Consider the following 12,107-nt stretch of genomic DNA (forward strand, 5'->3'; position numbering starts at 1 on the left):
AGTAACAAGAAAAACCAGAGTGCAAGGATTGAACAGGAGTCGCGAGGAGAACCAGAGGGCACGGAAGAGGAGGTAAAATGATAACTTGTAGTATATAAAGAAAAACCGCTGACGCGGTTTTCTTGTAAGTTCATTCTTTAGTTTTTGTGCAAGCGCTGTCCGGTTTGCAGATAGATAACCCACTCGGCAATATTTGTCGTATGATCAGCTACGCGCTCCAGATAGCGCGCTACAAAAATGAGCTGTGTAGCGTCATTAATGACCGCCGGATCCGCCAGCATATAGGTTAAAAGCTCTCGAAACAACTGATTGTACAAAGCGTCTACTTCATCATCCGCCTGGCAAACCTTATCCGCCAGTTCTACGTCCATATTTACGTATGCCGTCAGAGCATCCCGCAGCATTTGCGTCGCCAGCCCGGCCATACGGGGTATGTCCAGAAGCGGCTTGATATGTCCATTGCCGCCTTCCCCTAAGCGTTTGGCAATTTTAGCAATATCAAAGGCATGATCGCCGATACGTTCCAAATCGGTACTAATCTTCAGACCCGTGCTCAGTATGCGCAAATCTTTAGCTAAAGGCTGCTGCCTGGCAATGAGCACTACACAGCGCTCTTCCAATAGCAGCTCCAGCTCATCAATAGCGTCATCCCCTTGGATCACCTGGCAAGCCAGCTCCATATCCAAATCCACCAGCGCCTGAATGGAACGTTCAATCGCCGTAATTACCATCTGTCCCATTTGCAAAATATCATTGCGTACGCCTTGAAGTTCATAGTCATAATTATGCCGCGTCGTATTCATAGCCATCCTCCTCCGTTTTTCATCCAAACCGGCCTGTAATGTAGTCTTCTGTGCGTTGATCCTGAGGACGGGTAAAAATCACATCGGTCTGATCATGTTCCACCAAATCGCCATTAAGGAAAAACCCGGTATAGTCCGATATCCGAGCTGCCTGTTGCATATTATGCGTAACAACAATGATGGTATAGCGTTGTTTCAGCTCCGATACCAATTCTTCAATCTTCATGGTCGAAATCGGGTCCAGAGCCGAACACGGCTCATCCATGAGCAATACTTCCGGCTCCACCGCCAGCAAGCGAGCGATACAAAGACGCTGCTGCTGACCGCCGGAAAGACCCAGCGCCGAAGAATGCAAGCGGTCTTTCACTTCATCCCACAGCGCGGAGCCGCGCAAGCTGCGCTCCACCAACTCATCCAGCACGCTTTTTTTATTATTCCCATGAATACGAGGCCCATAAGCCACATTATCGTAAATGGACATCGGGAACGGATTAGGACGCTGAAAAACCATACCTACGCGTTTACGCAGCATAACCACATCGGTATCGGGATGATAGATGGAGTTGCCGTCAAGCAGCACTTCACCTTCAATACGCACATTTTCAATTAAGTCATTCATACGGTTCAAGGTACGTAAAAAGGTAGACTTCCCGCAACCGGACGGACCAATCAAAGCCAGAACACTGTTCTTTTCAACTCCTAAGGTAACCTTCTTCAGCGCCAGCGACTCCCCGTAATATAGTTTCAGCTTGTTAGCTTGGATCTTATTGCTCATAGTATGGCATCCTCCTGCTTGCTTAGCCAAGGCTAAACTCTTCTCATTTGCACTATACCATAAAACAATTGGCGCTACTGTTAAGTTTGCATTAATAAAAAAAGAACACCTGATTTCTCAGATGTCCTGAAAACGATAGCCTACGCCTCGCACCGTTTCAATGGCCTCCGCCACTTCCGGCACCGCCGCCAGCTTGGCCCGCAAATGACGCACATGCACGTCTACGGTGCGAGTATCCCCGAAATATTCATAACCCCATACTTTTTCCAGCAGCTGTTCCCGGCTGAACACACGATCTGTATTGGTAATAAACAACTTCAGCAACTCATATTCTTTCGGAGTCAGTTCGAGCTTCTCTTTATCCAGCCAGGCCTCATAACGGCTAAAATTCATCCGCAAAGCCCCCATGGATATCTCGCTATGTCCATGACTTCCTTTTTGACTTCGCCGCAATACGGCTTTAACGCGAGCCATCAATTCCCGCAAACCAAATGGCTTGGTTTGGTAATCATCCGCTCCCAGTTCCAGGCCCAGAACTTTATCTACTTCCTCATTCTTAGCGGTCAGCATGATGATCGGAATACCGGCAGTTCCCTGTTGTCCCTTGATTCTGCGACACACTTCCAAACCATCCATGCCTGGAAGCATTAAATCAAGAAGCACCAAGTCGGGCCGCTGCTGCTTGATTAGTTGCAGCGCCTCCAAGCCGTCCGCCGCTTCCGACACCACATATCCTTCTTTTTGCAGATTAAAACGCAACAACTCCCGAATGGAAGCCTCATCATCCACAATTAAAATGCTGCCCATCATGCCATTCACTGCCCTTTCCTGCTCTTTGCCATGTTCTCCTGAAACCCTGCTGTAACAACCAAGTCCATCTTCGCTGCATCAGGCGCCTCAAGGCAGCATGACATTTGCAACTTTCGAGAAAAAAACCAGGCCATGACAGCCTGGTTTTTCGACAATCACGATTCCTTATTTATTAACGCTGTCTTTAAGAGCTTTACCAGCTTTAAATACAGGGTTCTTAGACGCAGGAATTTTAATTTCAGCGCCGGTCTGCGGATTACGGCCGGTACGAGCTTCCCGAGCTTTTACTTCAAAAGTGCCAAAGCCAATGACCTGTACTTTTTCTTCTTTGGCAAGAGCTTCTTCAATGCTGGCAAATACCGCATTCAGAGCTTTTTCCGCATCTTTTTTGGTCATGGCTGTCTTCTCGGCCACACTGGCCACCAATTCAGTCTTGTTCACAAATCCATCCCCCTTGTCTTTTTTTGACGGCAATGCCGTCAGCGCGCTCTATCAAAAAGCGCCTTGATTTCATGATTGCGAATAAGTGTATTCGCTACGCGCCGCCAGATTCCTCTATCCTTTGAAAAAAAAACGCTATTTTCTCGCATATTTTCTCTATTCTAAGGCTTTTGCGGCATTCCAAAGAGCATCCAACTCCGTTAATGAAGATTGCTCCCAAGAAATTCCTTTTTCTTGTAACTGTTTCTCAATGAAGCCAAAGCGGTTTTCAAACTTCAAACATGCTTTCAAAAGAGCGGTTTCTGGTTCCACATGTAAGAACCGCGCCAAATTAACCATAGCAAACAACGCATCGCCTAGTTCATCTTCCCTCGCAGCTTCATTGTCCGCTTCGCGCAGTTCTTGAAGTTCTTCTTGTACTTTTCCCCATACCGGTTCAACATCAGGCCAATCAAAACCTACCTTAGCCGCTTTGCCTTGCAATTTACAAGCTTTAAGCAACGCCGGAAATTCACGCGGCACCCCGGCCAGAACACCGCCGCGATCCTTTTCCTCACGCTTAATACGTTCCCAGTTTCGTACCACTTCCGCCGCATCTTCAATGGTAACTTCGCCAAATACATGAGGGTGGCGGCGAACCATTTTATCGACTACGCCGTCGATTACCTCCTGCATGGAAAATTGTCCGCTTTCTTCGGCAATGCGGGCGTGGAATACCACTTGCAGTAAAAGATCGCCTAACTCCTCGCAGAGAAGTTCCATATCATCCTTTTCTATGGCTTCCAGCACCTCATAGGTTTCCTCCAACAGATACCGCCGCAAGGAACGGTGATCCTGCTGTCGATCCCAAACACAGCCTTCGGGCGAACGAAGCACTTCCATCACTTCCGTCAAGGCGTCTAATTCAAAAGGCTGCACATCGGTTCTGCTTTTCAATGAAGGGACATAAATCGAGGTCAAATGATCAATATCCTGCTGCCGATCAAGTTCGCATAAAGGTATGGAGCGAACGCTTTCATCCTCCAACCCTAAATGATTAACCAACTCAACCGGATAAAAGTCGCCATAGTGTTCCATCAGCGTCAATTTCACGTCTGAAGCCACTTGACGATTATAGACTTGCGTCACAACCATTCCTGTCGGAAGTGCGCCACAGCAAACACTCTCCAAATCCGCCGCATCCAAAATAGTCAGCCCGTTAATCGGATCCAAGCCTAAGCGCACACAAAGTACTTCCACAAAGCTCATTCCTGGCAAAACTTCCACGGAAATATTCCAGGCCGGCGCTTGGTCGCAAAGCATCTGCACGGTCCGTTCCGCCACGGCCGGACTGCCCGGCACAGCATACACCACATCCGCGGTTTCCGCGCGACGCAGCACATCTACCGCTATCGTTTGGTAAACCGCTTCAAAAGAACTTTCTGTTTCATAGACTTCGTCGTAAGTCAAAAAAGAAATTCCTAGCCGTTCCAGCTCTGCGACCGTGGGATGACGCCCCGTACGCAGCAACAGACAGGAAGCGTCCTGCATGGCCTTTACAGCCCCCAGCGTTAGTAGATCCGCACTACCAGGTCCCAAGCCTACAATTGTCAATTTACCCATGGTGCACGCCTCCTCAACAGCCACAGCAACTGCGGAGCAGCCCCTTGGCCGGAGATTAGATTCTCTTCTTCCCTTAGCTTCTAACGACGCAACAGGCCCATGCGCTGCAGAGACGCAGCCAACTTAGCGCCTACACGGGGAATTTTCTCCACTTCTTGGGCAGTCACGCCGCCAACAACAAGCATAGATGCAAAGTAAACCGTGGCTCCTAATAAAATAGCCCCCAGCGTAGCCAAGGTATTGCTATGCAGCATCTGAAACAAACCTTCAAAAGAAAAGACAACTACAATGCCCATCACAGCGGCTGACGCCACCGTCCGCAGCGTATGCCCCCAGTCAAGACTAAAGCCGACATACCGATGCACAAAATACATATTCAACAGCGCCGCCACGCCAAAATCGACGTTCGTCGCCCAGGCCGCCCCTTTAATGCCTAAATCGGGCATCGCTGTCAAATACCAACTCATGCCGATTTTGACAACAGCCGAAGCCACCATGTTCACTAAAGGAATGGTCGTATGTCCTAACCCCTGCAACACGCCAGTTGTAACTTGATGAATTCCTAGTAAAACAATACCAAAAGACAAAATAGCAATGCAAACTCCTGCATTCGGAGTTCCGTAAAGCATTTGTGAAATCGGCGTAGCCAAGAGACACATGCCGGCAAAACTAGGAATGGTAATCAGATTGGCAATCCGCATAGCTGTCGCCGTACGATTGTAAATCCGCTCCTTGCGTCCCAAGGTAAAGGCCTCTGAAATAGCCGGCACCAATCCTACCGCCAAAGAAGCCGTCAAAATCGTCGGCAAGTTAATCAGCGCCACAGCCATGCCCGTCAAATAGCCAAAAAGCTCCGTCGCCTCAGCAACAGTATACCCAGCCACTTCCAGTCGGGCGGGCACAATAAACAAGTCGATGCTAGAAACCACCGGCAGCATGATATTAGCCAGTGAAACTGGCAACGCCAACTTTACAATTCGGCTGATAATCCGCCAACTTGACTGCGGCGGCAAATCCGGCTGGGTCGCCATTTTTTCTTTAAACTGCGAACGTTGACGCATATAAAAGAAAATAAGCACCGCTAAACCGGCCATCGCTCCCGGCCCAGCTCCAAAGCTAGCGCCGGCTGCAGCATATTCCAAGCCGTACGGCAACAGCATGAAAGCCAGCGCAATCATGGTAATTACCCGCAGCAGTTGCTCAAATATCTGCGAAACCGCCGTAGGCGTCATCATTTGCAAGCCCTGAAAATAGCCGCGATAGCTGGAAAGAACCGTCACGAAAAAGATAGCCGGAGCTAAGGCCGCCAAGGCGTAATAGGCCCGAGGATCTCGTACAAACTGCTCCTCTATCAGCCAACCTGCCCCTGTGTACAGCAAAATGGTAAACAAGACGCCCGTAAAGGTCAACAGCGCTAGGGAAATACGAAACACACGGTTAGCGCCCCGATAGTCCGATAAGGCAACACGTTCCGCCACCAAAATGGAAATAGCCACAGGAATCCCGGCGGATGAAACGCTCAATGCCAACAAATAAATGGGATAGGCCATTTGATACAAGCCAATTCCCTCACCGCCCAACAAGCGGGACAATAAGATACGATTCACAGAGCCAATGAGTTTAACTACAATTCCTGCAACGGTTAAAATCAAGGCGCCACGCAAAAAGGTGTCTTTACTACTCACCCAAGCCCATCCTCTCAAGAAAATGCAATTTTAATTATATCAGAAAACCTTGGGCATTCCTACCTCGAAAGACGGTTTTCAAGCTAGCGTCCCTTCTTCCAGACATTGCATACTCTTAAACAGCAACGCCTCCGCCTTTTCCTGCGGCAAATTTGTTGTTTTCAGACGCAGCCCCCCGGCGCTGCCCGGAAAGAAGGCAACCCGGGAAGGCAGCCCCGCTTTAAGGGCCATGATATGCTCCGGCGCAAATTGCAAAGGCTCTTGAAAGGCCACTTCATACCCTTCCTGCTTTTGCACAACGCTGCGAATCCCTAACCGGCGCACCCGATTTTTCAATTTAGCTACCGCCAACAATCGCAGCACCGCCTGCGGCGGTTCGCCAAACCGGTCAAGGAGCTCATCCAAAAGCTCTTCTACCTCCTCGTCGCGCCGAATTCCGGCAATGCGCTGATACAATTCCATTTTCTGCATGGCGTCGCCCACATATTCTTCCGGCAGATAGGCATCCACCTTTATGTCCAGCAGCGGCTCCACTTCCTGCTTCGGCTTTTCGCCTGTGCGCAGTTCCTGCACTGCTTCATCCAGTAAACGGCAATACATTTCAAAACCAACGCTGACGATATGTCCATGCTGTTGCGGTCCTAAAAGACTGCCGGCGCCGCGTATTTCCAAATCGCGCATGGCAATCTTGAAGCCCGCGCCCAGCTCGGTAAATTCTTTAATCGCCTGCAGCCGTTTTTCCGCCACTTCTGTCAGAACCTTGTCCTTGCGATAGGTAAAATATGCAAAAGCAGTTCGGCTGGACCGCCCTACCCGCCCCCGCATTTGATACAGCTGAGACAAACCTAAACGATCTGCGTCATATACCAAAATAGTGTTGGCGTTCGGCACATCCAATCCGCTTTCAATAATGCTGGTGCAAACCAAAATATCTTCTTCGCCTTCGTAAAAGTCCATCATGACTTGTTCCAACTGTTCCTCCGCCATTTGACCATGCGCCACGCGTACGCCAGCTTGCGGAAACAATTCTCCTAAACGCAAAGCTAGCCGTTCAATGCCCTGAATCCGGTTATGCACGACATATACTTGGCCTCCGCGACGCAACTCCCGGCTAATGGCTTCTACGGCAATCTCCTCATGATATTCCGCCACATAGGTTTCCACCGGCAACCTATCCTCCGGAGGCGTTTCAATAATACTCATATCACGCACGCCCACAAGAGACATATGCAAAGTACGCGGAATGGGCGTAGCGCTCAATGACAGCACATCTACCTGACTGCGCCATTGCTTTATTTTTTCTTTTTGCGCCACCCCAAAGCGCTGTTCCTCGTCAATAATAAGTAGACCCAAATCCTTAAAGCGCACGTCGCTTGTCAACATACGATGGGTTCCTACCAACACATCCACTTTGCCCGCAGCCACATCCTCCAAGGTTTTGCGAATCTCCCTGGCGCTGCGAAATCGGCTGACAACGCCGGTAGCGACGCCAAAGCCGGCAAAGCGGGAGCTCAATGTCTGGTAATGCTGCTGCGCCAGCACCGTAGTCGGCACCAGCATGGCAACTTGCTTGCCGCTCATTACCGCTTTAAATGCTGCACGCACCGCCACTTCGGTCTTGCCAAAGCCCACATCGCCGCAAAGAAGTCGGTCCATCGGCCGGGGCCGTTCCATATCCGCTTTAATTTCCTCCAGCGCCTGCAATTGATCCGGCGTCTCCTCATAAGGAAAGGATTCTTCAAATTCTCTTTGCCACGGCGTATCCGCCTCAAATGCAAAGCCAGCCTCCTCCTGGCGAGCCGCATACAACGCCACCAGCTCTTGGGCCAAGTCAGCCACCGCCGCCTGCGTCCGGCTGCGCACCCGCTGCCAATCCTTACCGCCCATGCGACTAAGCTTAGGCGCTTCTCCGTCTTGGCCAATATACTTTTGCAGAAGTCCAACTTGGTCTGTAGGCAAATACAGTTTATCGTCACCAGTGTAACGAATAAGCAAATAATCTTTGCGTACGCCCCCTATGTCCAAGGTTTCCACGCCAGCGTAACGTCCAATGCCGTGGCTGGCGTGAACCACATAATCCCCAACCCGTATATCCCGAAAATAACGGATTTTTTCCCCTTGCGATTTGGCGCGACGTTGTTTTCTTTTATGACGCCCTAGTACATCTTGCCCCGCAAAAACGACTACTTTAGCTTGGACCCATTCAAATCCGGCGCTGATTTCTCCAAGAAGCAGGCGTACACTGCCGGAATCCGCTTTTCTTGATACTCCGACCTCGCGAGCGGCCAATTCCTGTTGTAATGCTTCTAATCGCTCTTCGCTGCCCGCTAAGAGTACGGTCACCGCCCCCCGCGCTTCCTGGGCTCTTAGTTCCTGCGCTAAAAGCTCAAATTGGCCGTGAAAGGGCATTACGCCTTTAGCGGCAATACTAATAATATCCTGTGCTTCCGTATGCGCTACTTTTTGCAGCATCAACGACCAAAATTGCACCGCTTGCGGGCGGCTTGCTTCTACAATTTTCCCCCAAGACAGCGCCGCTGGGTATTCTTCCAGCAATGCTTGCGCCGCGTCTCGCAGCCGTGCCGGATCATCAAAAACAACTGCGCCTTCTTGAGCATACGATAATAAGCACTGTACTCCCTGCGCTTCTTCCTGCACAGGCAGAATATCCACCTGTTCCAAGCGGTCTAGGGAGCGCTGCGTTTCCGGGTCAAAGGAACGCAACAAATCAATTTCATCATCAAAGAATTCAAGGCGCACGGCCACTGGCAGCTGCAATGGAAAAACATCAACAACACCGCCGCGTACGCTAAATTGCCCTCGACTGTCGACGGCATCAACCCGTTCATAACCGCAGCGAACCAGTTCCGACAGTAGTTTTTGCCGATCCCAAGCAGCGCCATTTTTTAAAGTCAGACGTCGATCCAGCAATTCTTGGCGCGAGCAAACCCCCTGCGCAACCGCTTCGATTGTTGTCAGGAATAAGGCGGCTTCGCCCCTCGCCAAAGCGCTTAACGACTCCATGCGGATTGCTGATCTCTCCCGGCTGCGCGCCGTAAGCGCAAAGGAAACTTCCGGCAATGCCGGCAGCTCATATATCGTTATTTCAGGCAGCCATAAAGCGATTTCGCGGCGATACTCCTCCAAGTGGGCGTCATCCGCCGCAACCACTACTATGGACTGCATTTTCTCCGTCAAGGAAGCCGCCAACAGAAATGGTTTTTGACTGCCCGTCAAACCATAGACCCAAGCAGCCCTGCCAGGCTTATGCGTTAGGCGTATGGCTTCGGCGCAAGCGGCATCGGCCTTCACTAACGAAAGTAATTCCCTCATTGTATATATCTCCTATGAAACCTATCATTTGCACTAGCTATCTTATAGCATAGCAGGCTTCTTGGTTTTTGCAAGCTCCTGCCCCAGCTTTCAAAACCTTTACGCAGTCTTGCAAGTAATGGACTAGCTCGCATATTTTTAAATAGCAAAAGGGCGGCTTACGCCGCCCCGGTCCGCCGAAATTTCTTTATTTTCCCTAATCAGGTCCGCTTAAAAATCATGCTTTTCCGATCTAGCTTATGAATAGCGTCAACAAAACGAACCGTTCCCGATTTATAGCGCATTACAATGGAGTGCGTCCGCACGCCACCGCCAAAATAATGCACCGGGTTCAGCATATCCCCTTGTGTAATGGCTGTAGCTGCAAAAATCGCATCCTCGCCATGCACCAAGTCGTCAATGGTCAGTACTTTGTTAATGTCGCCAATGCCCATTTTCTTCGCCCGCGCTATTTCACAGTCGTCTGAAGGAAGCAGACGGCCTTGCATATCTCCGCCCAGGCATTTAAGGGCCGCCGCCGCAATAACGCCTTCCGGCGCGCCGCCAGAGCCTACCAGCATATGAATGCCGGAGCCTTCGATGCCAACATTGATAACTGGAGATACGTCGCCATCGGTAATCAGCTTGATTCGCGCCCCAGCGTCACGCACATCCTTAATCAAGCGGCTGTGACGATCGCGATCCAAAATAACAACCGTCAAATCTTCAACCTTCCGCGACAAGGCGGAAGCAACGGCTTTCAGATTTTCTTTAACCGGAGCATCGATGTGAATTTTACCGGCCGCCTTAGGTCCGACCGCAATTTTATCCATGTACATATCAGGCGCATGCAGCAATCCGCCTTGCGGAGCAACCGCCAGCACCGCAATAGCGCCAGGCATCCCTTTCGCCACCAAGTTGGTCCCTTCCAGCGGGTCAACGGCAATGTCTACCCCCATACCGCCGGCGCCAACTTTCTCGCCAATATACAACATTGGCGCTTCATCCATTTCCCCTTCGCCAATGACAACCGTGCCGCTGATGTTGACTGAGTCAAACATCGTCCGCATAGCATCCACCGCCGCCTGATCCGCAGCAATTTTGTCCCCTTTGCCCATCAGTCGCCCGCAGGCAATCGCCGCCGCTTCTGTAACCCGTACAAATTCTAACGATAACTCACGATCCATTTTGTCTGAAAACCTCCTGTTTTTTTCTTTATTCAAACCAACTTACGGAAAATTGCTCTTATAACTCCCCTAGGGAGCCGATGCGCCACCGGCTCCCTAGGCCCATGAGAACAGGGCCGTCATAATGACTGGCCCTGAGCGCTGTAACTACTTTGCTTTATTCCAATCGGCAAGAAACGCTGCCAATCCTTTATCTGTCAGCGGATGCTTCGTCATGCCTTGCAGCACCTTGTAAGGAATCGTTGCGATATGCGCTCCTGCCAAGGCCGCCTGTGTCACATGCAAAGGATGGCGAATGCTAGCGGCAATAACTTCAGTAGTAAAACCGTGGAGTTCATAAATCTGCACAATCTCTTGTACTAATGCCATTCCATCATAACCGATGTCATCCAAACGCCCTACAAACGGGCTGACATAACGCGCACCGGCTTTAGCCGCAAGCAAAGCCTGGTTGGCGGAAAACACCAAGGTCACATTAGTTTCAATACCTTCGGCAGAAAGCTGTTTAACCGCTTTTAAGCCTTCCGGCGTCATAGGAATTTTCACGACCAGGCTGGAAAATAGCTTTGCCAAGGCGCGTCCTTCTTGCACCATGCCTTCCCAATCTGTCGCGATAACTTCGCCGTTGACAGGGCCGGGAACAATTTCAGCAATCTCTTGCAAAACCGTATTTAAATCCCGTCCTTCTTTGACAATTAACGAAGGATTTGTGGTTACGCCGTCAATAACGCCCCATTCCGCCGCCGCACGGATTTCCTCCACATTGGCAGTGTCCAAAAACAGCTTCATCGCCATTCCTCCTCTATTCGCTTCATCCTCCTAGCGGCAAGCGCCAGTTAAGAATGGAAATACGCATAAGAAGCCGAATACAGCTCGATTCCTCGCATCTGAGCGGCCTGGGTCAAATCCCGTTCGTCGCGAGCGGGAACCAAGTGTTTAGCGCCGCAAGAGCGGCAAGACAACAATATGCCGCTATCGAGCACTTCCGCCGCTAATTGCAGTTGGCGGCAGGCGCAAGAAATTTCCCCTTGCGCCGCCAAGTCATGAACCATATTCAATACTTCCAAAAGAACTTGCGGGTCCTCTATCGCTTCTTCATCTTCTTCTCGCTGCAACCCTTGGCAAACCTGCCGATGACGAAGTTGCTGCTCTCGCAACAAATCAGGTTGACCAATCAAACCTAATTCCAGCGTATGGTTCGGACAATAGAGACGATGTATTTCGACCTGCCAAAACTGCTGCGGAGTGAAACAAAGAAGGTGGTCCTGTTGGCATAACAGACATGGCAGGCGCAACAATGGCTGACTATGCGATGCAGCTACAATTTCCCCTTGCCATTGACCGCAATGGCAATACAACTGCCGCCGTTCATGACGCAAGGAAAATCGAGACAACTCATGCAGCTCTAGTTTGCCGCATCGTTGACAAAATAACGCCAACGAAGTCCAGGTCCGAGCAACCATCTCCACTCCTCCTTTTATTAATAGGTTCG

At 50.4% G+C, this 12,107-nt stretch carries 10 protein-coding genes; all 10 read right to left on the minus strand.

Annotation, left to right across the window (positions count from 1 at the left end; translation table 11 throughout):
• Nucleotides 1–137: 137 nt before the first annotated feature.
• Entirely contained in the window at nucleotides 138–803 is a 666-nt protein-coding gene (phoU, locus tag C508_RS0105655; RefSeq protein ID WP_018702573.1) for a phosphate signaling complex protein PhoU, read from the minus strand.
• A 19-nt stretch (nucleotides 804–822) separates the two neighbouring features.
• Nucleotides 823–1,578: a phosphate ABC transporter ATP-binding protein PstB gene (gene pstB / locus C508_RS0105660; RefSeq protein ID WP_018702574.1), complete on the minus strand. Its 756-nt coding sequence runs from the start codon at nucleotides 1,576–1,578 to the stop codon at nucleotides 823–825.
• A gap of 117 nt (nucleotides 1,579–1,695) precedes the next feature.
• Nucleotides 1,696–2,388, minus strand: a complete 693-nt coding sequence (locus C508_RS0105665) for a response regulator transcription factor (RefSeq protein ID WP_026319384.1) — start codon at nucleotides 2,386–2,388, stop codon at nucleotides 1,696–1,698.
• 165 nt (nucleotides 2,389–2,553) lie between these two features.
• Complete coding sequence (locus C508_RS0105675; RefSeq protein ID WP_018702577.1) at nucleotides 2,554–2,829, minus strand: non-specific DNA-binding protein Hbs; 276 nt, start codon at nucleotides 2,827–2,829, stop codon at nucleotides 2,554–2,556.
• Nucleotides 2,830–2,985: 156 nt separating this feature from the next.
• Nucleotides 2,986–4,431, minus strand: coding sequence for a bifunctional methyltransferase/pyrophosphohydrolase YabN (yabN, locus tag C508_RS0105680; protein WP_018702578.1), 1,446 nt, complete (start codon nucleotides 4,429–4,431; stop codon nucleotides 2,986–2,988).
• Between the two features lie 80 nt (nucleotides 4,432–4,511).
• A complete protein-coding gene (locus tag C508_RS0105685; protein WP_018702579.1) occupies nucleotides 4,512–6,116 on the minus strand; it encodes a putative polysaccharide biosynthesis protein in 1,605 nt (534 codons plus the stop codon).
• A 78-nt stretch (nucleotides 6,117–6,194) separates the two neighbouring features.
• On the minus strand, nucleotides 6,195–9,449 hold the full coding sequence (gene mfd, locus C508_RS0105690; protein ID WP_018702580.1) for a transcription-repair coupling factor: 3,255 nt from the start codon (nucleotides 9,447–9,449) through the stop codon (nucleotides 6,195–6,197).
• A gap of 200 nt (nucleotides 9,450–9,649) precedes the next feature.
• Nucleotides 9,650–10,615, minus strand: a complete 966-nt coding sequence (glpX, locus tag C508_RS0105695; RefSeq protein WP_018702581.1) for a class II fructose-bisphosphatase — start codon at nucleotides 10,613–10,615, stop codon at nucleotides 9,650–9,652.
• Between the two features lie 147 nt (nucleotides 10,616–10,762).
• The gene (gene fsa / locus C508_RS0105700) at nucleotides 10,763–11,404 is read right to left on the minus strand and encodes a fructose-6-phosphate aldolase (RefSeq protein WP_018702582.1); all 642 of its coding nucleotides are present in this window, start codon (nucleotides 11,402–11,404) and stop codon (nucleotides 10,763–10,765) included.
• A gap of 47 nt (nucleotides 11,405–11,451) precedes the next feature.
• Entirely contained in the window at nucleotides 11,452–12,078 is a 627-nt protein-coding gene (locus C508_RS19365) for a hypothetical protein (protein ID WP_018702583.1), read from the minus strand.
• Nucleotides 12,079–12,107: the final 29 nt, after the last annotated feature.

It is taken from the genome of Anaeromusa acidaminophila DSM 3853, from assembly GCF_000374545.1.
Lineage (GTDB): Bacteria > Bacillota > Negativicutes > Anaeromusales > Anaeromusaceae > Anaeromusa > Anaeromusa acidaminophila.

Coding starts and splice junctions, on each gene's coding strand:
- phoU (WP_018702573.1), bottom strand. CDS start 803: ATGAATACGACGCGGCATAATTATGACTATGAACTTCAAGGCGTACGC.
- pstB (WP_018702574.1), bottom strand. CDS start 1,578: ATGAGCAATAAGATCCAAGCTAACAAGCTGAAACTATATTACGGGGAG.
- C508_RS0105665 (WP_026319384.1), bottom strand. CDS start 2,388: ATGATGGGCAGCATTTTAATTGTGGATGATGAGGCTTCCATTCGGGAG.
- fsa (WP_018702582.1), bottom strand. CDS start 11,404: ATGAAGCTGTTTTTGGACACTGCCAATGTGGAGGAAATCCGTGCGGCG.
- mfd (WP_018702580.1), bottom strand. CDS start 9,449: ATGAGGGAATTACTTTCGTTAGTGAAGGCCGATGCCGCTTGCGCCGAA.
- yabN (WP_018702578.1), bottom strand. CDS start 4,431: ATGGGTAAATTGACAATTGTAGGCTTGGGACCTGGTAGTGCGGATCTA.
- C508_RS19365 (WP_018702583.1), bottom strand. CDS start 12,078: ATGGTTGCTCGGACCTGGACTTCGTTGGCGTTATTTTGTCAACGATGC.
- glpX (WP_018702581.1), bottom strand. CDS start 10,615: ATGGATCGTGAGTTATCGTTAGAATTTGTACGGGTTACAGAAGCGGCG.